The sequence below is a fragment of the Rhodococcus wratislaviensis genome, from assembly GCF_041228765.1.
GTDB classification, from domain to species: Bacteria; Actinomycetota; Actinomycetes; order Mycobacteriales; family Mycobacteriaceae; genus Rhodococcus_F; species Rhodococcus_F wratislaviensis.
The window spans coordinates 3733012-3754010 of record NZ_CP150488.1 but is presented as its reverse complement, the minus strand read 5'-3'; the positions used below and the strand labels follow the sequence as shown (position 1 = coordinate 3754010).

Annotated in this window: 18 protein-coding genes; 11 read left to right on the top strand and 7 right to left on the bottom strand. The window is 68.3% G+C overall.

The features are described 5' to 3' along the window. The first annotated feature begins 39 nt into the window (after nt 1-39). Complete coding sequence (locus WKC72_RS17270) at nt 40-798, top strand: DUF4191 domain-containing protein (protein ID WP_037226684.1); 759 nt, start codon at nt 40-42, stop codon at nt 796-798. Between the two features lie 65 nt (nt 799-863). Here the strand turns inward: WKC72_RS17270 and WKC72_RS17265 are convergent, their stop codons facing one another. Continuing rightward, nucleotides 864-1340 carry an RDD family protein gene (locus WKC72_RS17265; protein WP_037226578.1) on the bottom strand — a complete coding sequence of 159 codons (477 nt, stop codon included), beginning with the start codon at nt 1338-1340 and terminating at the stop codon, nt 864-866. A gap of 211 nt (nt 1341-1551) precedes the next feature. Between WKC72_RS17265 and glnA (WKC72_RS17260) the strand changes: the two genes are divergently transcribed. Next, complete coding sequence (glnA, locus tag WKC72_RS17260) at nt 1552-2988, top strand: type I glutamate--ammonia ligase (protein WP_005247755.1); 1437 nt, start codon at nt 1552-1554, stop codon at nt 2986-2988. A gap of 177 nt (nt 2989-3165) precedes the next feature. Here glnA (WKC72_RS17260) and WKC72_RS17255 read toward each other — a convergent pair whose 3' ends face one another. After that, nucleotides 3166-3852: a DNA alkylation repair protein gene (locus WKC72_RS17255; RefSeq protein ID WP_370183582.1), complete on the bottom strand. Its 687-nt coding sequence runs from the start codon at nt 3850-3852 to the stop codon at nt 3166-3168. Nucleotides 3853-4083: 231 nt separating this feature from the next. Here WKC72_RS17255 and WKC72_RS17250 point away from each other — a divergent pair, with 231 nt between their 5' ends. The 6 genes from WKC72_RS17250 (at nt 4084) to WKC72_RS17225 (ending at nt 10044) form a co-directional block, all read left to right on the top strand. Further along, nucleotides 4084-5337 carry a multidrug effflux MFS transporter gene (locus WKC72_RS17250; protein WP_037226574.1) on the top strand — a complete coding sequence of 418 codons (1254 nt, stop codon included), beginning with the start codon at nt 4084-4086 and terminating at the stop codon, nt 5335-5337. A gap of 6 nt (nt 5338-5343) precedes the next feature. Beyond that, on the top strand, nt 5344-6324 hold the full coding sequence (locus WKC72_RS17245; RefSeq protein ID WP_370183579.1) for an antibiotic biosynthesis monooxygenase: 981 nt from the start codon (nt 5344-5346) through the stop codon (nt 6322-6324). Nucleotides 6325-6421: 97 nt separating this feature from the next. Then, nucleotides 6422-7072 carry an ABC transporter permease gene (locus tag WKC72_RS17240; protein ID WP_005254252.1) on the top strand — a complete coding sequence of 217 codons (651 nt, stop codon included), beginning with the start codon at nt 6422-6424 and terminating at the stop codon, nt 7070-7072. Continuing rightward, nucleotides 7065-8291 (top strand): ABC transporter ATP-binding protein, encoded by a 1227-nt coding sequence (locus tag WKC72_RS17235; protein WP_037226571.1) that lies wholly within the window; start codon nt 7065-7067, stop codon nt 8289-8291. The genes WKC72_RS17240 and WKC72_RS17235 overlap by 8 nt, the downstream gene beginning before the upstream one ends. Further along, nucleotides 8288-9061, top strand: a complete 774-nt coding sequence (locus tag WKC72_RS17230; protein ID WP_037226569.1) for an ABC transporter permease — start codon at nt 8288-8290, stop codon at nt 9059-9061. The genes WKC72_RS17235 and WKC72_RS17230 overlap by 4 nt, the downstream gene beginning before the upstream one ends. Further along, nucleotides 9061-10044 (top strand): glycine betaine ABC transporter substrate-binding protein, encoded by a 984-nt coding sequence (locus tag WKC72_RS17225; protein ID WP_037226567.1) that lies wholly within the window; start codon nt 9061-9063, stop codon nt 10042-10044. The genes WKC72_RS17230 and WKC72_RS17225 overlap by 1 nt, the downstream gene beginning before the upstream one ends. A 3-nt stretch (nt 10045-10047) precedes the next feature. Here WKC72_RS17225 and WKC72_RS17220 read toward each other — a convergent pair whose 3' ends face one another. The 4 genes from WKC72_RS17220 to WKC72_RS17205 form a co-directional block, all read right to left on the bottom strand. Continuing rightward, the gene (locus WKC72_RS17220) at nt 10048-11013 is read right to left on the bottom strand and encodes an endonuclease/exonuclease/phosphatase family protein (protein WP_370183574.1); all 966 of its coding nucleotides are present in this window, start codon (nt 11011-11013) and stop codon (nt 10048-10050) included. Next, the gene (locus WKC72_RS17215) at nt 11010-14024 is read right to left on the bottom strand and encodes a bifunctional [glutamine synthetase] adenylyltransferase/[glutamine synthetase]-adenylyl-L-tyrosine phosphorylase (RefSeq protein ID WP_112299531.1); all 3015 of its coding nucleotides are present in this window, start codon (nt 14022-14024) and stop codon (nt 11010-11012) included. Before WKC72_RS17215 ends, WKC72_RS17220 begins: the two co-directional genes overlap by 4 nt. Nucleotides 14025-14032: 8 nt before the next feature. Continuing rightward, complete coding sequence (gene glnA / locus WKC72_RS17210; protein WP_005247775.1) at nt 14033-15373, bottom strand: type I glutamate--ammonia ligase; 1341 nt, start codon at nt 15371-15373, stop codon at nt 14033-14035. 116 nt (nt 15374-15489) lie between these two features. Further along, nucleotides 15490-17058, bottom strand: a complete 1569-nt coding sequence (locus WKC72_RS17205) for an alpha/beta hydrolase (RefSeq protein ID WP_370183571.1) — start codon at nt 17056-17058, stop codon at nt 15490-15492. 183 nt (nt 17059-17241) lie between these two features. Here WKC72_RS17205 and panB point away from each other — a divergent pair, with 183 nt between their 5' ends. From panB to pip, 3 genes are read left to right on the top strand one after another with little or no spacing between them, the layout of a single operon-like run. Beyond that, nucleotides 17242-18111 carry a 3-methyl-2-oxobutanoate hydroxymethyltransferase gene (gene panB / locus WKC72_RS17200; protein WP_037226563.1) on the top strand — a complete coding sequence of 290 codons (870 nt, stop codon included), beginning with the start codon at nt 17242-17244 and terminating at the stop codon, nt 18109-18111. A 39-nt stretch (nt 18112-18150) separates the two neighbouring features. Further along, nucleotides 18151-18609: a hypothetical protein gene (locus tag WKC72_RS17195; protein ID WP_268790123.1), complete on the top strand. Its 459-nt coding sequence runs from the start codon at nt 18151-18153 to the stop codon at nt 18607-18609. A gap of 7 nt (nt 18610-18616) precedes the next feature. Further along, nucleotides 18617-19582 (top strand): prolyl aminopeptidase, encoded by a 966-nt coding sequence (pip, locus tag WKC72_RS17190; protein ID WP_128641937.1) that lies wholly within the window; start codon nt 18617-18619, stop codon nt 19580-19582. 4 nt (nt 19583-19586) lie between these two features. Here the strand turns inward: pip and WKC72_RS17185 are convergent, their stop codons facing one another. Then, nucleotides 19587-20987 (bottom strand): RNB domain-containing ribonuclease, encoded by a 1401-nt coding sequence (locus tag WKC72_RS17185; protein ID WP_112299530.1) that lies wholly within the window; start codon nt 20985-20987, stop codon nt 19587-19589. Nucleotides 20988-20999: the final 12 nt, after the last annotated feature.

Below are 20999 nucleotides of genomic sequence, written 5' to 3'. Positions count from 1 at the left end.
GTCATCACCGCGCACGGCCAGGGACGTATCCTGAAGAGCATGGCGAACGGCAGTAAATCCGGTAAAGCGGGCAAACCCAGTAAAGAAGCAAAGGCAGCCGCCAAGGCAGCCCGCAGGCAGGCGTCGAAGGAACGCAGAACTCAGCTCTGGCAGGCGTTCCAGATGCAGCGCAAGGAAGACAAGCTGCTGTTGCCGCTCATGCTCGGCACGCTCATCGGACTCGCGGTGGTGTTCTTCCTCGTCGGTCTGATCTGGGGCCTCCAGTGGTTCCTCCTTCCGATCGGCCTCCTCCTCGGCGTGCTCGGAGCGTTCATCATCTTCGGCCGGCGCGTCCAGAAGACGGTGTACGGCAAGGCCGAGGGCCAGGCAGGCGCGGCCGCCTGGGCGCTCGACAACATGCAGGGCTCCTGGCGGGTGACCAGCGCGATCGCGGGCACCACGCAGCTCGACGCCGTTCACCGCGTGATCGGACGACCCGGCGTCATCCTCGTCGCCGAGGGATCGCCGCAACGCGTGAAGTCGCTCCTGGCCCAGGAGAAGAAGAAGACGGCGCGCCTCGTCGGCGACACCCCGATCTACGACATCGTCATCGGCAACGACGAGGGCCAGGTCCCGCTGTCCCAGCTGCAGAAGCATCTGAACAAGCTGCCGAAGAACATCGACACCAAGCGGATGGACGCCATCGAGTCGCGGCTCGCCGCGCTCAGCAGCCGCGGTGGCGGCGCCGCCCTGCCCAAGGGTCCGATGCCCGGCGGCGCGAAGATGCGTGGCGTGCAGCGCACCATCCGTCGTCGCTAGAAGCCTGTCGCCCCACTACTCCGCCCGATGTCGAACCGACATCGGGCGGAAGACGTTCTGCGGGGTCAGCGCGTGCGGATCAGGGCGGTGCCGGTGGCCCGGTCCTGCATGCCGCGACCGTCGATGTCCGTGATGGTCCCGGGCACGACGAACACGAGCAGCGCCTGACGCACCAGAGCCCGGACGAAGCCGACCCGGGCGGGCCCGTCCACCCGCGCCACCTGCATGCCCAGGAACAGCTGCCCCGGCGTGAAGGAGAACAGCGACACCGTGGCGACACCGACGACGAACCAGACGAGCAGAGTGAAGGTCGAGAACGGACCCTCGAAGAAGTTGTCGCCGATGATCAGTGCCGCGACACCCGCCGACGACACCCAGTCGATCATCAGAGCGGCGAGGCGGCGTCCTGTGCTCGCGAGTGAACCGGGACCTTCCGCCTGCAAGCCGAGGCGCTCGCCCCGGAAGGACTGCGTCGTCTCGTCCGCGCCGTTCGGCAGTGCAGCCGAGGGTCCGGAAAGCCAAGAACCGGTGATACGTGCCATGCTGTCCAGGATAGGCGTCGCCTCTCCGAGGACCTCACACCGGAGCTTTGGGCTGTGTGCGCAGTCACAGCCGGTGCAAAAGCCCAGGAAGATTCGACGCGTAACACGGGCGAAACAAAGGGTTGACCAGCGGGCAACACCAAGTCCTTACCGTCTGGCTCGACGAATTCGCCAATATCCACTTGGCTGAAGCGACTTAAGGAGCACAAGCGTGGCGTTCACCACGGCCGAAGAGGTCATCAAGTTCATCAAGGACGAGAACGTCGAATATGTCGACATCCGGTTCAGCGACCTGCCGGGCGTGCAGCAGCACTTCTCGATCCCGGCGTCCGCGTTCAACCAGGACGTCTTCGAGGACGGCCTCGCGTTCGACGGTTCGTCCGTCCGCGGCTTCCAGTCGATCCACGAGTCGGACATGATGCTCCTCCCCGACGTCGCCACCGCCCAGATCGACCCGTTCCGCGCGGCCAAGACGCTGAACATCAACTTCTTCGTGCACGACCCGTTCACGCGTGAGTCCTACAGCCGCGACCCGCGTAACGTCGCGCGCAAGGCCGAGGAATACCTGAAGTCGACCGGCATCGCCGACACCGCCTTCTTCGGCGCCGAGGCCGAGTTCTACATCTTCGACTCGGTCCGCTACGACTCCGGCATCAACGGCGCGTTCTACGAGCTCGACTCCATCTCGGGTTCCTGGAACACCGGCAACGACGTGAACGCCGACGGCAGCCCCAACCTGGGCTACAAGGTCCGCCCCAAGGGTGGATACTTCCCCGTCGCTCCGTACGACCACTACGTCGACCTGCGCGACGAGATCTCCACCAACCTGCAGAACGCGGGCTTCGAGCTCGAGCGCGGCCACCACGAGGTCGGCACCGGCGGCCAGCAGGAGATCAACTACAAGTTCAACACGCTGCTCGCGGCCGCAGACGACCTGCAGCTGTTCAAGTACATCGTGAAGAACACCGCCTGGCAGCACGGCAAGTCGGCCACCTTCATGCCGAAGCCGCTGTTCGGCGACAACGGCTCGGGCATGCACGTCCACCAGTCGCTGTGGAAGGACGGCAAGCCGCTGTTCCACGACGAGGCCGGCTACGCAGGCCTGTCCGACATGGCGCGTCACTACATCGGCGGCATCCTGCACCACGCACCGTCGCTGCTGGCGTTCACCAACCCGACGATCAACTCGTACCACCGTCTGGTGCCGGGCTACGAAGCCCCCATCAACCTCGTGTACAGCCAGCGCAACCGCTCGGCGGCCGTGCGTATCCCGATCACCGGCAACAACCCGAAGGCCAAGCGCCTCGAGTTCCGCGCCCCCGACTCCTCGGGTAACCCCTACCTGAACTTCGCGGCGCAGATGATGGCCGGCCTGGACGGCATCAAGAACAAGATCGAGCCGCAGGCTCCCGTCGACAAGGACCTCTACGAGCTCCCGCCGGAGGAGGCCCGCAACATCCCGCAGGCACCCACCAGCCTGTCGGCCGTCATCGATCGCCTCGAGGCCGATCACGACTACCTCACCGAGGGTGGCGTGTTCACGTCCGACCTGATCGAGACGTGGATCTCGCTCAAGCGTGAGCAGGAAATCGCTCCGGTCAACCTGCGTCCGCACCCCTACGAGTTCCAGCTGTACTACGACGTGTAAGTCGTCCGCAGCCGCTGACCTGCGTCGGGGCGTTCGGTAGAGCGCCCCGGTCCGCAGTCGGCACGCAGTAGCGTCAGTCGAGCCCATCCGCGTCGCGATCACCACACCGATCGCGACGCGGGTGGGCTCTTCCGCGTCCGGCCACCGAGGGCGGCCACGGTCGTCGGACCGAACCCTCTATGTGTCGCCCTGCCGGCGCACCATCTCGGTGATCCACGCGGGCGCGAACGGAGACGTGCAGCCCGGGGACGTCGGGTAGTCCTTCAGCACCTCCAGGCGCTCACCGATATCGAGTGCGCGGGTGCGGTGCTCGGCGTGCTCGATTCCGATCTGGGCCAGGCAGTGGTTCATCGCCCACTGCAGGCGATCCGGGGCATCTTTCATTTCCGCCTCGATGACGTCGAGCAGTCCCGCGAGGTCGAGGCCCTGCGGCTTCTTCGCCACGCGGTCGGTGGTCAGCGCCCAGCCGGCACTCGCGACCACGGGATCCGGATCGGCGAACCAGGCCAGGCGCAGCTCCTCGGAGTGCGGGTTCTTCTTCACCACGTAGTTCACGAGCCAGTCGTGCACCTTGGGTGCGCGCGCCTCGCGCACCATGGCGTCCAACTCGTCACGCTCGAATGCCTTCGGGCGGCAGATCAGGATCGCCAGCAGTCGCGCCGCGGTGTCGCCCGTCTCCCAGAGCCGGCGCGCGAGTTCCTGCTGCGTCTTCAGCCGCTTCGCGAGCGCGCGCAGCTTGCCGAGGTTCACACCGTGATCGTCACCGTGCTTCTCGTTCACCTCGCGTGCCCTCGGGTCCTCGAGCTCGGCCAGCTCGGCCATCACCTCGGCCACCGTCGTCTCGGTCAGCGCCGTCTCGGCCACCTGAGCCTCCTGTTCGTCACATGGGAGATTCAGCCTACGACGGAAGCCGGACGCCGTCGTTTCGTCTGTCCCTCCCCTGCCGCGCGGTCCGGAACCGGCCCGAGCGCCGCGGGTCGCGTCGTATGATCCAGGGAACCGACCGCACGGACCGTTGCGGAACGTGCGGTCGAAGCCTGTCGGGATACTTGCTCCGTTCTCCAGCCCCTCGGGTCGAGAAGCAGGTGGTGCGGGATGTCAGTGCCCACGACGCCGTCCGGCGTGCCGGTTCCGCGCCGTGTGGTGGTCATTCTGCTGCTGGTGATTCCGCTCAGCCAGATCCCGCTCGACATCTACACCCCGGCGTTGCCGCAGATGGTGCTCGATCTGGACGCGTCCGCGGCCGTGGTGCAGAACACGGTGACGGCCTACATGCTGGGGATGAGTCTGGCGTTCATTCCGGTCGGCCTGATCGCGGATGCGGTGGGGCGCAAACGAACTCTGCTGACCTGCCTGGCGATCCTCGTCGTCACCAGCGTGGGATGCGCACTCGTGCAGAACATCACACTCCTGCTCGGTCTGAGGTTCGTGCAGGGTATCGGCGGGTGCGCGTGCCTCGTCCTCGCCTACGCGATCGCCGCCGACTGCTATCGCGGTGCGCGGCTCACGTCCGTCTCCGGTCTCCTCGGGGCCGCGTGGGGGCTGGCGCCCGTTCTCGCACCCGCCGTCGGTGGGGTACTCGTGCAGTTCATCTCGTGGCGTCTGGTGTTCGGGCTGATCGCGCTTCTCGCGGCGCTCGCCGTTCCCCTCGTCGTCGCGGGACTGCCGGAGACGCTTCCGCCGGAGCTGCGGGCACCGGTCGACGTGGGCGCCGCGGCGCGGGTGCTGGGTGCGGCCCTGCGTCACCGCATCTTCGTGGGGTTCGTGCTCGTGTTCGGGCTGATGGCGTCCGCTCAGATGGTGTTCGGTGTCGTCGCGCCCTTCCTCTACCAGCAGATTCTGGGGTTCTCCCCTGCCGCCTACGGTGCGGTGGCGCTGGTCGTGGGCGGCGCCAACCTCCTCGGCGAACTCGCCTGCAGCGCGCTGGCTGTTCGGGTCGGCACACGCCGGCTCGCGTTCGGCGCGTGGTGGGTGTTCGTGTCGGGCGCACTCGTGCTCACCGTCACGGCCGGGCTGTCCGTCGTCACCGCACCGGCCATCACGATCGGCGCCTGCCTCGCGCTCGCGGGATGCGGGGTGCTCTGCCCGCAGATGTACGGGCTGGCCCTCGGACTGTTCACCCGCAACCTCGGACTGATCGGCGGCGTCGTCACGGCGGCCTGCTATCTCGTCGTCAGTGCGGCGATGGCCGTCGCCGGAGTGTTGCCGGAGAACAGCCAGGCACCGTTGGGCTGGCTGTACCTGACCCTGGGCGCGGGAGCCGGGGTCCTGCTGCTGCTCACCACGTCGACCCGTCGGTCCCAGGGTTCCTCCGCCACCGCGCCCGCATCACGACCAGAACGGAGGTGACCTCACGTGCCGCACTCACACCCGCGCAGCCCTGCCGCGTCCCCGGTGTCGGTGATCTTCCAACGCCGGATCGACGATGCGAGTTACGCCGACTACGCACGGTGGCAGAAGCGCGCGGCGGAAGCCCTCGCGACGGTTCCGGGTTTCATCGATCAGGACATCGTGCCGCCGTCGCCGCCCGTGCAGGACGACTGGGTGGACGTGCTGCGGTTCGCCACCATCGAGGACGCCCGCGCATGGCTGGACAGCGACCTCCGGACGGAACTCGTGGCGGAGATCAAGCACGCCTTCATCGGCAACGAGGACGTCCACCTGCTCACCGGCGAGCAGACCCGGGAGCAGTCGGCGACGTCGGTGGTCATCTCCTGTCACGTCGATCCCGAGGACGAGTCGGCGTTCATGGACTGGCAGCGCAAGATCTCCGCCGCCGAGGCAGGGTTCCGGGGTTTCCGTGGGCACAAGGTCGAGAGGCCGGTGCAGGGGATCACCGAGGACTGGACGATCGTGCTGAGCTTCGACACGGAGGACAATCTCGCGTCGTGGATGGATTCACCCGAGCGGGCCGCCCTCCTGAGGGAAGGCGAGAAGTTCAACAAGAATCTCCGAATCCGCAAAGCGAGCTACGGTTTCGACTTCTGGTTCCGCGGCGCGGGCGGCGACGAGCCGCCCTCGGTGCCCGTCGCCCGAAGCAATCTACTGGCGCTGCTGGTGCTGTATCCGCTGGTGGTGATCTGGGGCCATTTCGTCAGTGCACCGTTCATCGAGGCGCACGGGGTTCCGATCGCCGTGGCCCTGTTTCTCGCGAACCTGGTCACCACCCAGATCCTCGGCTGGTGGGCGGTTCCGGCGGCGTTCAAGGTGTTCGGGTGGTGGATGGACCCGGCGATCTCCCCCCGCCGGCGGAATCTCGGTTACGCCGTGATGATCGCGCTGTTCGGGATTTCGATCGCCGTGTGCACCCTGCTGTTCATGATCCCGACCACGTAACAGACTTTCCGATTCACCTGCGCGATGTTCGGGTACATAGCACTGTGAAGGACCGAGGTCTGTTTTCACATCTGGAGAAAGGTGTTCACGGTTGGACATGCAGCAACTGTGGGACTTCGTCTCCGCCCGCAAGCAGCAACTGGTCACCGACTCGTTCCTGCACGTCAGCGCCGTCGTGCAGTCGGTGGTGATCGCCACGATCGTCGCGGTGGCGATCGGTATCCTCGTGTACCGCAGTCCGGCGGGCTCCTCGATCGCCACCGCACTCGCGAGCACGATCCTCACCATCCCGTCGTTCGCTCTGCTCGGCCTGCTGATCCCGATCCTCGGCCTCGGTGTCGCCCCCACCGTCACCGCTCTCGTGCTGTACGCGCTGCTGCCGATCATCCGGAACACCATCCTCGGACTCGCCTCCGTCGACCCCGCGGTCACCGACGCCGCCCGGGGCGTCGGAATGAGCCGCACGACGGTGCTGAGCAGGATCGAACTCCCGTTGGCCTGGCCGTCGATCCTGACGGGCATGCGGGTGAGCACGCAGATGCTGATGGGCATCCTCGCGATCGCCGCCTACGCCAAGGGTCCCGGGCTCGGCAACCTCATCTTCTCGGGACTGTCCCGCGTCGGCAGCCCGACCGCGATACCGCAGGCCCTCACGGGGACCGTTCTCATCGTGATCCTCGCCCTCGTACTCGACGGCGTCCTCGCCGTCATCGGCCGACTCACCACCTCCAGGGGGATCCGTGACTGACCTCGATACACCGCACACCAACGGAGGCACCGTCTCGGGAGTGGACATCGTCCTCGAGGACGTCGTCAAGAGCTACCCGGGCCAGGAGAAGGCGGCCGTCGACAACGTGTCGATGCGCATCCCCGCCGGGGAGATCGTGGTTCTCGTCGGCCCGTCCGGCTGCGGCAAGACCACCACCATGCGCATGATCAACCGGCTCATCGAACCGACGTCGGGGAAGATCACGATCGGCGGGAAGGACGCCCTGTCCATCGACCCGGACAAGTTGCGGCGCGGCATCGGCTACTCGATTCAGCAGGCCGGACTGTTCCCGCATCTCACGATCGCCAAGAACGTCGGTACGGTCCCCGGTCTGATCGGCTGGGACAAGAAGAAGATCGCCGACCGCACCGACGAGATGCTCGACCTCGTCGGACTCGAACCCGACCTCTACCGCGAGCGCTACCCCCGGCAGTTGTCGGGCGGTCAGCAGCAGCGGGTCGGGGTGGCGCGGGCGCTGGCCGCCGATCCCCCGGTGCTGCTCATGGACGAGCCGTTCGGCGCGGTCGACCCGATCACGCGCGGACTGCTGCAGGACGAGTTGATGCGACTGCAGTCCGATCTCGGCAAGACGATCGTCTTCGTGACGCACGATTTCAACGAGGCGGTCAAGCTGGGTGATCGGATCGCGGTGCTGGGCAACCAGTCTCACATCATGCAGTACGACACTCCGGATGCGATCCTCGCCCATCCCGCCAACGACATGGTGGCCGGGTTCATCGGCGCGGATGCGTCGCTGAAGCAGCTGACGCTCACCCGGGTGGCGGAGGTCGAACTCCTCGACTGCCCCACCGCGTACGAGGACGGCTCGGTGGACGATCTGCGGGCGGCAATCGCACCCCGCAAGATCAAGTGGGGCGTCCTCCTGGACGCGCGGGACCGACCGACCCACTGGGTGTCGTTGCGGCATCTGGCCAACGCCACCTCGCTGCGTGGCATCGGCGACCCGATCGAAGAGGTGGTGTCCACCCAGTCGACGCTGCAGGACGCCCTCGAAGCGCTCCTGGCGGAGAGCAGTGCGTCGACGATCGTCACCGGCCGGCGGGGCGAATACCGCGGCCTGATCACCATCGACACACTGGTGACGCACCTGTCCGCGATGCGTGAGGAACACGCGCACGACGACGAGGACAGCGAGCCGAAGCAGAATGGGGCGAGTGAGGGCGGGACACCGTCATGACGGCTGCCGTCGCCACGAAGCCCACCGCACCTGCCGCCCGGCGGTCGGAGCGGGCCCGGTTGCTGGTCCAGCCGGTCATCGTCGTGATCCTGGTGGTGGGTGTGCTCGCCTGGGCCTTCAACCGCGAACTCACCGCCACGCAGAAGGGCAGTCTCAACGCCGCCAACATCGCGACCCTGACGTGGCAGCACGTGCTGATCACGGTCGCGGTGGTCGCGATCGTCGTCGTCATCGCGGTTCCGCTGGGGATCCTGCTGACGCGGCCCGGGTTCACCAAGCTGGCACCGATCTTCCTCGGCATCGCCAACATCGGACAGGCCGCGCCGGCGATCGGACTGCTGGTGCTGCTGTTCCTCGCGACGGGGACCACCGGATTCTGGATCGGCGTGCTCCCCATCGCGTTCTACTCGCTCCTGCCCGTTCTCCGGAACACGATCCTGGGTCTGCAGGAGGTCAATCCCGCCGTCATCGACGCCGGGCGCGGACAGGGCATGACCGCCGGTCTCGTCCTGCGCAAGGTCGAGTTCCCGCTCGCCGTCCCGTACATCCTCGCGGGACTGCGCACGTCGCTCGTGCTCGCCGTGGGCACCGCGACACTCAGTTTCCTCGTCAGCGCCGGCGGTCTGGGGATCCTCATCGACACCGGATACAAGTTGCGCGACAACGTGACCCTGGTGGTGGGGGCCGTGCTCGCGGTCGCGCTGGCGCTGCTCGTCGACTGGTGCGGTGCCCTGGCCGAGGAGTTCCTCGGCCCGAAGGGGCTGCGCTGATGAACCACCTCCGGAAGGCGATCGCCGCGACGGCCGTGACACTGTGCGGGATCCTCGCAGCGTCCTGCGGCCTCGAATCCGGTGGCGCCCTGCCGCTGTCGGTGGAACCGGGCAGCATCCAGCCGGTACCCGAACTCGAGGACGTCAAGATCACCGTCGGTTCCAAGGATTTCACCGAGCAGGTCACCCTCGGGTACATCATCGAGTTCGCGCTCAGTGCCGCAGGCGCCGACGTGCGTGACCTCACCAACATCCAGGGGTCCAACAGCACGCGGGACGCCCAGCTGGACGGGCAGATCGACGTCACCTACGAGTACACCGGGACCGGGTGGATCAACTACCTCGGCAACGAGATCCCGATCCCCGACCCGACCGCGCAGTTCGAGGCGGTCCGCGACGAGGACCTCGACAGCAACGGGATGGTGTGGGTGGATCCTGCCCCGATGAACAACACGTATGCACTCGCGATGAGCAGGCAGACCGCCGAGGAAACCGGGATCACCACCCTGTCGGAGTATGCGGATCTGGTCAACCGCGACCCCGCCGCGGCCACGACCTGCGTCGAAACCGAATTCAACGTCCGGCAGGACGGGTTCCCGGGTATGGCCGCGAAGTACGGCTTCGACCCCGCCCGCGCGAACCGCCAGATCCTGCAGACCGGCATCATCTATCAGGCCACCGCGGACGGCACGCAATGCAAGTTCGGCGAGGTGTTCACGACGGACGGCCGCATCATCGCGCTCGATCTGGTGCTGCTGGACGACGATCGCCAGTTCTTCCCGAAGTACAACCCGGCGATCACGATGCGCAAGGATTTCGCCGAGGCGCACCCGCAGGTGGCGGAGGTGATGGCCCCGATCTCCGCGGCGCTGACCAACGAGGAGATCACCGAACTGAACCGGCGGGTCGACGTCGAGGGCGAGGAACCGGCGGACGTGGCCCGGGACTGGCTGGTGGAGAAGGGCTTCGTCACGCTGCCGTGACGGTCAGCTGCCGAGGGCGATCTTCGCGATCAGGCCTCGATGATCCGAACCCCTCAGGATCACCGATTCCACGGACTCCGCCTGCGCTCCGCTCGTGACGATGTGATCGATCGCGATCATCGGCGGGAACGGCTGCCGGTCGGCGGGATACGTGTTCTGGATTCCGGCACCCACCTGGTCGGCGGCATCGCGGTAGCGTCCGGTCACGAGGTTGCGGTACTTCACGTGGTCACGGGTGGAGTTGAAGTCGCCGCTGACGATCACGGGTCCCGAATCGGCTGGGACGGCGTCGAGAATGACTTTGATGCGGTCCATCTCGCGCGACCACAGCGACGGATCCGACGGCCACGGCGGAACCGGGTGGAACGCATACAGAGCCGTGCTCGCACCGTCCGGGAGTTCCACCCGGGCCGACAGCGCGGACAGGACGAATTCCGAGTGGTGGACCTTGTCGGTCAGCGGGTACCGGCTCCAGATCCCGGTTCCCTCGCCGCCACTGCCGGGCATGAGGAACGAGAACGGCAGCGTCGATTCGATTCCCGCGGCCACCAACCGGTCGACGGCCTCCGGTGTGAGTTCGTTGGTGGTGAGCACGTCGACGTCGTTGTCCCGGATCTGCCGGACGAGGGAGTCGGCGTCCGCGTTGCCGAGCCAGATGTTGGCCTGCATCACCGTCAGTTCCGGCCCGGACGCCGTCGCCGAACTGTTCGCCACGTACAGCGGGCCCTGCGACAGGGTGGCCACCGCGGCCACGGCCAGCGCGACCCCGAAACCGATCCAGTGCCGGGTGATTCCCAGCAACAGCACCCCGACCGCGGCGGCCGCCATCAGGTACGGCGCCGCGGACGCCAGCACGAGCAGGCGCTGGTTCTGGACGTCGAGGAACCTCAGCACGACGCCGAAGACGCCGACGAGCACCGCGAGCCACCCGAGGGCCGTCAGTGCCCGCACCCACCAGGTGGCGATCACTCCCCGAAGACTCTCTCCACCACAGCCTTGGCCCGCCGGGTCACCCGCAGGTAGTTGTCGAGGAACTCGCCGGCATCGCCGCCACCCCAACCGGCGATCTGCGCGACCGCGGACAGCACCCGGCCCGAACCGGGCAGCTGATCGGTGGCCTTGCCGCGGACGAGCACGAGGCAGTTGCGTGCCTTCGTCGCCGTGATCCACGCGTCACGCAGCAGTTCGACGTCGGACTCGCTGAGCAACTCGGCCGCGCCGATCGCGTCGAGTGTCTCGAGAGTCGACGTGTTGTGCAGCGACTCGATCTCGTGGGCGTGCCGGAGCTGGATCAGCTGCACGGTCCATTCGATGTCGGCGAGGCCGCCGCGCCCGAGCTTGGTGTGCGTCGCCGGGTCGGCGCCGCGCGGCAGCCGCTCCGAGTCGACGCGCGCCTTGATGCGCCGGATCTCGCGGACCGCCTGCTCCGACACCCCGCCCTCCGGATAGCGGGTCTTGTCGATCATGTGCAGGAAGCGCAGGCCCAGATCGGCGTCGCCCGCGACGTGATGCGCGCGCAGCAGTGCCTGGATCTCCCACGCCTGCGCCCACTGCGCGTAGTACGCCTCGTAGGACGCCAGTGTGCGCACCATCGGGCCGCTGCGACCCTCCGGCCGCAGGCCCGTGTCGACCTCGAGCGGCGGATCGGTGCTGGGCGCGCCGAGCAGGGCCCGCACCTTGTCGCCGATGCTGTTGGCCCACTTGACGGCGACCGTCTCGTCGATCCCCTCGCGCGGCTCGCACACGAAGAGCACATCCGCGTCGGAGCCGTAGCCGAGCTCACCGCCGCCGAGGCGGCCCATGCCGATCACCGTGAAGGTCGCGGGGGCGGGTGTGCCGAGTTCCTTCTCGCTCGCCTTGGTCACGGCCGCCAGGGCGGCATTGAGCACGGCCGCCCATACGGACGACAGTGCCTTGCACACGCCCGGCACGTCGAGCATGCCGAGGATGTCCGCGGAGGCGATACGGGCCAGCTCGTACCGGCGCAGAGAGCGCGCCGCCGCGATCGCGCGGGCAGGGTCGTCGTGGCGTGCCGAGGCCGTCAGGATGCCGCGGGCGACGTCCTCCGGCTTCGACTCCAGCAGTCGCGGCCCGGCAGGCGAATCCGCGAACAGGCGCACCACGTCGGGCGCCTTGATCAGCAGGTCGGGGACGTAGGCCGAGGATCCGAGTACCGTCATCAGCCGCTCGGCGACCGACGCCTCGTCACGCAGCAGCCGGAGGAACCAGGTCTGATCGGTCATCGCGTCCGACAGCCGCCGGTACGCGAGCAGGCCCGCATCGGGATCCGGTGTGTCGGCGAGCGATTCGAGGAGTGTCGGCAGCAGCAGCGCCTGAATGCGGCCCTTGCGGGACGCGCCGCTGGTGAGTGCGGTGAGGTGCCCGAGCGCGTTCTCCGGGGCGGTGTAGCCCAGCGCCGCCAACTGGCGGATGGCCGCGTCCGGGCTCAGCCGCAGCGCCTCCTTGTCGATGCGCGCCACCGATTCGAGCAGCGGCCGGTAGAACAGCTTGGCGTGCAGGCGCCGCACGCGGTGCGAGTTGCGCTTGATCTCCGCGTTGAGAACGCCGAGTGCGTCCTTGCTGCCGTCGGGCCGCATGTGCGCCGCGCGAGCCAGCCAGCGCAGCGCTTCCTCGTCGTCGGCGGGCGGGAGGGTGTGCGTGCGCCGCAGCTTCTGCAACTGCAGCCGGTGCTCGAGCAACCGCAGGAACTCGTAGGACGCAGCGAGATTCGCGGCGTCGTCGCGGCCCACGTAGCCGCGGGCGGCGAGAGCGGTCAGCGCGTCGATGGTGCTCTGGACGTGCAGCGCCTCGTCCGCACGCCCGTGCACGAGCTGCAGGAGCTGGACGGCGAACTCGACGTCGCGCAGACTGCCGCGGCCCAGTTTCAGTTCACGTTCGCGGAGTTCCGGCGGAACCATCTCCTCCACCCGGCGGCGCATCGCCTGCACCTCGGGAACGAAGTCCTCGCGCTCCGACGCGGTCCACACCATCGGGCTGAGGGCGTCGACGTACTGCTGTCCGAGCGCGGCGTCGCCGATCATCGGGCGGGCCTTGAGCAGCGCCTGGAACTCCCAGGTCTTGGCCCAGCGCTTATAGTACGCGACGTGGGACTCGAGGGTGCGGACGAGTTCCCCGCGCTTACCCTCCGGCCGCAGCGCGGCGTCCACGTCGAAGAAGGCCGAGGACCCGATGCGCATCATCTCGCCGGCGATCCGGCTGGCGATCGCGTCGGCGGGTTCGGCGACGAAGACCACGTCCACGTCGCTGACGTAGTTGAGTTCGCGGGCACCGCACTTGCCCATGGCGATGACGGCCAGGCGCACAGGGCACGGCGCGTCCGGGCACACGGCTGCGACGGCCACCGCGAGGGCAGCGTTGAGCGCGGCGTCCGCCAGGTCGGACAGCTGATGCCCGACCGTCTGGTACGGAAGTACCGGTTCGTTCTCGACAGTCGCCGCGAGATCGACGGCGGCGAGCAGCATCAGCTCGTCGCGGTACGCCTTGCGCAGCGCCGCGATGGCATCGGGTCCGGTGACCTTCGCCCGGTAGAGGTTGGCGTCCGGGTGGGCGCCCTCCTCGGGTTCGGCGCCGACCGCTGCCATCATCGTGGCGGTCGCCTCGTCCTTCGACGGGAGGCGGACGTCGCCGGCGAGGATCTTCCACGACGAGGGATCCGCGACCAGGTGGTCGCCGAACGCGCTGGACGCGCCGAACAGACCGAACAGCCGGCCGCGCAGACCCTTGTCGGTGCGGAGCGCCGCATCGAGTTCGGCCCAGCCCTCGCCGAGACCTTCCTTCAGACGCACCAGGGTGCGGAGGGCGAGATCGGCGTTCGCGGCCCGCGACAACGACCAGAGCAGTTCGATGCTGTCTTCACCGACCCAGCCCAGATCGCGGAGTTCGGACGGAGCGGTCGGCTCGACGAGACCCAGACGACCCGGACCGGGAACGGCAGAACGCGCTGCCGGAGGCTTCACCATGCTCTTGCTCACAACCCCAGATACGTCTTGAGTTCGAACGGCGTCACGTGGCTCCGGTACTCCTCCCACTCGCGACGCTTGTTGCGCAGGAAGAAGTCGAACACGTGCTCGCCGAGGGCTTCGGCCACCAACTCCGACTTCTCCATCTCGCGCAGCGCGCCGTCGAGGTTGCCGGGCAGTTCCCGGTAGCCCATGGCGCGGCGCTCGGCCGACGTCAACGCCCACACGTCGTCCTCCGCCTCCGGCGGAAGTTCGTAGCCCTTCTCGATTCCGCGCAGACCCGCGGCGAGGAGCACCGCGAACGTCAGGTACGGGTTGCAGGCCGAATCGGGGCTGCGGATCTCGACGCGACGCGACGACGCCTTGTTCGGCGTGTACATCGGAACGCGGACCAGCGCCGACCGGTTGGACGGACCCCAGGACGCGGCGGTCGGGGCCTCGCCACCGTGGATCAGCCGCTTGTAGGAGTTCACCCACTGGTTGGTGACGGCGCTGATCTCGTTGGCGTGCTCGAGGATGCCGGCAATGAACGCCTTACCGGTCTCCGACAGCTGCATCGGATCGTCCGGGTTGTGGAAGGCGTTGGTGTCGCCCTCGAACAGGCTCATGTGGGTGTGCATCGCCGAGCCCGCCTGATCGCTGAACGGCTTCGGCATGAACGTGGCGCGCACACCCTCGGCGATCGCGACCTCCTTGACGACGTAGCGGAACGTCATCACGTTGTCGGCCATCGAGAGGGCGTCCGCGTACCGCAGGTCGATCTCCTGCTGGCCGGGAGCCGCCTCGTGGTGGCTGAACTCGACGGAGATGCCCATCGACTCGAGTGCGTCGATGGCGTGCCTGCGGAAGTTGGGCGCGGAATCGTGGACGGCCTGGTCGAAGTAGCCGCCGGAGTCGGCGGGCTTCGGCGGCGTGCCGTCGATCGGCCCGTTCTCCAGGAGGAAGAACTCGATCTCGGGGTGCACGTAGCAGCTGAAGCCCAGATCGCTCGCCTTGTTCAGCTGACGACGCAGCACGTGCCGCGAATCCGCCCAGGAGGGGGAACCGTCGGGCATGGCGATGTCGCAGAACATGCGGGCGGAGTGCTGATGCCCCTTGCTCGAACTCCACGGCAGCACCTGGAACGTGGAGGCGTCCGGCTTCGCGACCGTGTCCGCCTCGGACACCCGGGAGAAGCCCTCGATCGCGGATCCGTCGAAGCCGATGCCCTCCTCGAAGGCACCTTCCAGTTCCGCGGGGGCGATCGCCACCGATTTCAGGTATCCGAGAACGTCCGTGAACCACAATCGGACGAACCGAATGTCGCGCTCTTCGAGGGTGCGAAGCACGAATTCCTTTTGGCGATCCATGTCCGCGAGAGTAAGCAAAGTTCGTTAAATCTGTGTTACTTCGTTGATTCGACCCTGCCGGATTCCGCATCGTGCCAGCGTGCGGGCACCTCGGCCGATCCCGTCACAGGCGTGCGTCAGCACGTCAGGTCCGCGGGCGGCGCGGCGAGGTCGACCAGATAGTCCGTGACGGCGTCGTCGACGCACGCCTCGCCGTCGAGAACGACGGTGTGCTGAGTGCCCCGGTACGTGACGAGCGAACCGTTCATCTGCTTCGCCAGATCCACACCCGCCTGGTACGGCGTCGCCGGGTCCTCGGTCGTCGACACGACGACGACCGGCGGGATCCCGGGCGCCGACACCGTGTGCGGCGAGCCCGTGTTCGGCGCGGGCCAGAACGCGCAGACGTCCAGCGGCGCACTGCCGGTGCCGCGTCCGTCGTCGAGGAACGGCGCCGCCTGGCGGTACCGCACGTCCGCCTCCCCGACGACCGCGCGGTCGGTGACGGGCGGGTCGTCCATGCAGCGGATGGAATTGAAGGCGTCGTTGAGATTGGAGTACGTGCCGTCGTCGGCGCGCCCCTCGTACAGATCGGCCAGCATCAGCAGCGAATCGCCCGTCCCCGTCTGCAGGCTCTCCAGGCCCCCGCGGAGCGGACCCCACAGATTCGGCGAGTACAGGGCCTGCTGGACACCGGTGATCGCATCGGTGTAGCTGAGCCCGCGCGGGTCGGTGGTCGCGGCAGGCTTGTCGATCAGCGGGTCGACGAGCGCCCGGAACCTCGCGTTCGCCTGCGCCGGGTCGGTGCCGAGCGGGCAGTCCGGCTGCTGCATGCATTCCGCGGCGAACGCATCGAACGCCGACTGGAATCCGGCCGCCTGCAGGATCACTTCCTCCGTCGGGTCCTGCTCGGGGTCGAGGGCACCGTCGAGGACCATCGCGCGCACGTTGCCCGGGAAGGTCTCCGCGTACGTCGAGCCGAGCCTGGTGCCGTACGAGTAGCCGAGGTAGTTGAGCTTCTCGTCACCGAGCACCGCCCGGATGACGTCCATGTCGCGCACCACGTCGTACGTTCCGACGTGCGCGAGGACGTCGGAACCGGTCCGCTCCGCGCACTTGTCCGCGTACTCGCGGTTCTCGGCCTCCGTCTGCGCGATGCCGGCGGGACTCATGTCGACGTCGTCGTCCTTGCGCCGGGAGTCCACCTCCGGCGGGGTCAGACAGGTCACCTGCGGCGTGGACGCGCCGACGCCGCGCGGATCGAAACCGATGACGTCGAACCGCTCCGCGATCTCGGTGCCGTCGGCGACGGACGCCAGCCCGATACCCGACGCCCCCGGCCCACCGGGGTTCACGAGCAGCGATCCGACCTTGTCGCCGGTCGCCTTCGACCGTGAGACAGCGATCTGTGCGGTGGCGCCCCCGGGGTTCGCGTAGTCGTTCGGCACGGTCACCATCGCGCACTCGAGAGTGTCGCCGAGCGGAGACCCGTCCGTGCTGTACCCCTCGCACGAACCCCACTGCACCTGCTGCGTGTAGAACTCCTCGAGCCCTGCGGGGATCGGTCCGGCCGGAGCCGCCTCGGCCGCCGACGGTTCGGCGACGGCCTCACCGGCGTCCCGTCCGCCTCCCGCACAGCCTGCGACGACAAGGACGACGGCGATGCACCCCGCGAACGCGGCAGGTACCCGAGCACTCTTCGACATAGGACGATCGTGCCAGGGGTTCCGCTCCGGCAGGCCTTCCCGCAGGTCAGAGGACAGGCGGCCGGTGTGACCTATTGCACCCGCGCGAGCCCTTCGCTCCCCCGCGGGCCGGTGGCACACTGTAGGCGTCATCACCCGCACCCGGGGACCCGTCAAGGGCCTCGAGGCCAGAAAGGGACAACGATGTCCGATAGCAAGTCGTCCGCGAGCACGTCAGAAGATCGGCTCTACGGATCAGCACCATCGCACGACGTTCCCAAGCGCAAGACCCGAACCCACCACCTGCAGGCCATGAAGGCCGAGGGTGAACGCTGGGCGATGCTCACCGCCTACGACTACTCCAGCGCCCGCATCTTCGAGGAAGCCGGGATTCCCGTTCTCCTCGTCGGCGACTCGGCCGCCAACGTCGTCTACGGATACGAGACCACCGTCCCGGTCACGATCGACGAACTCCTCCCCCTCGTTCGCGGCGTCGTCCGCGGTGCGCCGCACGCTCTCGTGGTGGCGGATCTCCCGTTCGGCAGCTACGAAAGCTCCCCGGAGCAGGCCCTCGCGTCCGCGACCCGGTTCATGAAGGAGGGGCTGGCGCACGCGGTCAAGCTCGAAGGCGGCGAGCGCGTCGCACCGCAGATCGCGGCGATCACCGCGGCAGGCATCCCCGTCATGGCGCACGTCGGGTTCACCCCGCAGAGCGTGAACTCGCTCGGCGGTTTCCGCGTGCAGGGCCGTGGCGACGCCGCCGAGCAGTTGGTCGCCGACGCGATCGCCGTGCAGGAGGCAGGCGCGTTCTCCGTCGTCATGGAGATGGTGCCCGCCGAGATCGCAGGCCAGGTCACCCGCAAGCTCACCATCCCCACCGTGGGCATCGGGGCGGGCGTCGAATGCGATGCCCAGGTCCTCGTGTGGCAGGACATGGCCGGCTACACCAGCGGCAAGACGGCGAAGTTCGTCAAGCGCTTCGGTAACGTCGGTGACGAGTTGCGTCACGCGGCCGCCGCATACGCGACCGAGGTACGCGCCGGAACGTTCCCGGCGGAAGAGCACAGCTTCTAGGTCGTCCTCGACTCACCGGGCCGGCACACATTCGAGGGGATGTTCATGGGACAGCGACACGTGCGGGGCACCGGGCGTCGCCGCCTGGCCGCGATGGCGGCCGGGACGGTGGCGGCCGCGGCGGTCGTCACGGGATGTGCCGGACCGGGCCCCGCCCCCGCGCCCGGCACCACCGCGCCGCCGGCACCGGCGACCACCGCGGTTCCCGGCACCGCCCTGGTGCCGGGTGGCGTCACCGAGGCGCAGGCCGCCCAGCTGTGCACCGACCTCGAAGGTCAGTTGCAGAGTTGGCGCACCTACACCCCGACCATCGGCAAGACCGGGTTGAACGGCCTGGTCGGCACGTGGATCGCGAGAAACAACCTCAACGCGCTCGACTTCCTGCAGGACCGGGGCCGGATCGACGTCATCACGACGGCGGCCTGCCCCGGCATCCGGCAGGAAGCGGTGACCGCGCTGGTGATCCCCGATCTGGCGTCCGGCCTGATCGGGTTCTGAGGCCGACGTGACCCAGCTGCGCACCCTGTACCCGCCGCTCGAGCCGTACCAGTTCGGGCATCTCGACGTCGGCGACGGACAGCAGATGTACTGGGAGCAGAGCGGTAACCCCGACGGGAAGCCGGTCGTGTTCCTCCACGGCGGGCCCGGGGGCGGCACCGATCCCGCGCAACGACAGTTCTTCGACCCGCAGGTGTACCGGATCGTGCTGCTCGACCAGCGCGGATGCGGACGTTCCACACCCCACGTCGCCGACGGGGCCGATCTGTCGGTCAACACCACCGACCGTCTCCTCGGCGACGTGGAGTTGCTGCGCACCCATCTCGGCATCGACCGGTGGCAGGTCTTCGGCGGGTCGTGGGGCTCCACACTGGCACTCGCGTACGCCCAGAAGCATCCCGGCCGGGTCACCGAGCTGGTGCTGCGCGGCATCTTCCTGCTGCGCCGCAGCGAGATCGACTGGTACTACAACGGCGGTGCCGGACACCTGTTCCCCGAGCTGTGGGAGGAGTTCCTGGCGCCGGTGCCGGAGTCGGAGCGCGGTGGCGACCTCGTCGAGGCCTACCACCGGCTCCTGCAGTCCGACGATCCCGACGTCGCGACGCGGGCCGCGGTCGCGTGGTCCACGTGGGAGGGCGCGACGAGTTCGCTGCTCCCCAAACCGGAACGGGTGGTGGAGACGTCCCAGCCGAGATTCGCGCTGGCCTTCGCGCGGATCGAGAACCATTACTTCCACAACCGCGGGTTCCTGGACGAGGGCCGGCTTCTCCGCGACGCCGCCGCGCTGGACGGCATTCCGGGCGTGATCGTGCAGGGTCGCTACGACGTGGTGTGCCCGGCGACCAGCGCGTGGGCGCTCCACCGGGCCTGGCCGGGTTCCCGGCTCGAGATCGTCGACGACGCGGGACACTCCGCGATGGAGCCGGGCATCGTCCATCACCTCGTCGAGGCAACGGACCGGTTCCGCGACTGACGCGCTATGCGGGGTAACCGAACTCGACGGTCCGCTTCGAGACGTCGGCGGAGACGAGCCTGACCTTCACCTGTTCGCCCTCGGCGGGGTCGCCCACGCATTTCGCCATCACGGACACCGACGGGACGAACACGTCCGCGGTGCGCTTGCCGTTTCGTGACCGCAGCACGGTCGCGTCGAACGTCTCCCCCACCCGGTCGGCGAGGACGGTTGCTTCGGTGAGGTCGATGCAGGCACGGTCGATCTTGCTCGCGAGGGAATCGGAGCCGACCATGATCTCGGGCATCGAGCCCAGGGCGTCCCGCACCCAGGACGGCACCGGCGTTCCGGCGGTGACGGCGAGGCACACCTCCGTGGAGTACCGGTCCGAGAGCCGGCGCAGCGGCGCGGTCACGTGGGCGTACGGGGCGCCGATGGCGGCATGCGCGGTCAGTTCGGGCAGGGCGCCGTCGAACGCCGCGTAGTCGGCTCCCCGCAGCAGCGACGGCGCCTCGGTCATCAGCACCAGCGTCGACGCCGAGTTCGGGTCGAGCCGCGCCAGGAGTTCACCGACCCCGACGTTCTCCGGCCAGTCGATCCCCAGCGCCGACGCCGTGCGTCGCAGCGCCTCGACCGCGTCCGGTCCGGCGGGCGGCAAGGTGCGGAGCAGCCCGACCTTCGCGTCGAGCATCATGGCCGCAGCGCACATTCCGGTGAGGAGCGAAACCTCGGCGTTCCAGTCGTCGGCCTCGGTGCGGGGCGCGAGGTCGACGCGCCAGCCGTCGCCGTCCGGCACCACTTCCTGCTCGGGGAGCCGGAGTTCGATCGCTCCGCGCGCCACCGCCGCCGCCGTGCGGAGCCGGCCGAACTCCGGCAGCGACGCGATGGACGGATGCAGTCGTCCCACCTCCGAATCGGCTTGCACACCGGCGTAGTCCAGCCGTGCCACGGAACGCACCGTCGCACGGGACACCGTGCAGGACATGGGTGTGGCCGACTCGTCGAGTTCGATCCGCCACACCACCGCCGGACGGTCCTCGTCGGGGAGGAGACTCGCGGATCCCTCCGAAAGCTCTTTCGGGTGCAGCGGCACCTTGCCGTCGGGGAGGTAGAACGTCTGCCCGCGTTTGCGGGTTTCCACGTCGAGCACTCCACCGGGCTCCACGACGGCGCCGACGTCCGCGATCGCGTAGTGCAGGACGAATCCGTCGTGTGTCCGCTCGAGGTGCAGCGCCTGATCGAGATCCAGGGAATCGGGCGGGTCGATGGTGACGAACGCCAGATCGGTGCGGTTCTCCCGCTCGGACGCGTACCGGTCGGATGCCGCCCGCGCCTGCGCGACCGCCGCGGGCGGATACCCCTCCGGCAGGTGGAATTCGGTGCGCACGGTGCCGAAATCGATTCCGCGCGCAACGAAACGACTCATCGGCACCTCACG

What these genes read in the sequence shown, in the direction of transcription:
- WKC72_RS17270 (WP_037226684.1), top strand. Translation starts at nt 40, where the DNA reads ATGGCGAACGGCAGTAAATCCGGTAAAGCGGGCAAACCCAGTAAAGAA.
- WKC72_RS17265 (WP_037226578.1), bottom strand. Translation starts at nt 1,340, where the DNA reads ATGGCACGTATCACCGGTTCTTGGCTTTCCGGACCCTCGGCTGCACTG.
- WKC72_RS17250 (WP_037226574.1), top strand. Translation starts at nt 4,084, where the DNA reads ATGTCAGTGCCCACGACGCCGTCCGGCGTGCCGGTTCCGCGCCGTGTG.
- WKC72_RS17240 (WP_005254252.1), top strand. Translation starts at nt 6,422, where the DNA reads ATGCAGCAACTGTGGGACTTCGTCTCCGCCCGCAAGCAGCAACTGGTC.
- WKC72_RS17230 (WP_037226569.1), top strand. Translation starts at nt 8,288, where the DNA reads ATGACGGCTGCCGTCGCCACGAAGCCCACCGCACCTGCCGCCCGGCGG.
- WKC72_RS17225 (WP_037226567.1), top strand. Translation starts at nt 9,061, where the DNA reads ATGAACCACCTCCGGAAGGCGATCGCCGCGACGGCCGTGACACTGTGC.
- WKC72_RS17215 (WP_112299531.1), bottom strand. Translation starts at nt 14,024, where the DNA reads ATGGTGAAGCCTCCGGCAGCGCGTTCTGCCGTTCCCGGTCCGGGTCGT.
- glnA (WP_005247775.1), bottom strand. Translation starts at nt 15,373, where the DNA reads ATGGATCGCCAAAAGGAATTCGTGCTTCGCACCCTCGAAGAGCGCGAC.
- WKC72_RS17205 (WP_370183571.1), bottom strand. Translation starts at nt 17,058, where the DNA reads ATGTCGAAGAGTGCTCGGGTACCTGCCGCGTTCGCGGGGTGCATCGCC.
- panB (WP_037226563.1), top strand. Translation starts at nt 17,242, where the DNA reads ATGTCCGATAGCAAGTCGTCCGCGAGCACGTCAGAAGATCGGCTCTAC.
- WKC72_RS17195 (WP_268790123.1), top strand. Translation starts at nt 18,151, where the DNA reads ATGTTCATGGGACAGCGACACGTGCGGGGCACCGGGCGTCGCCGCCTG.
- WKC72_RS17185 (WP_112299530.1), bottom strand. Translation starts at nt 20,987, where the DNA reads ATGAGTCGTTTCGTTGCGCGCGGAATCGATTTCGGCACCGTGCGCACC.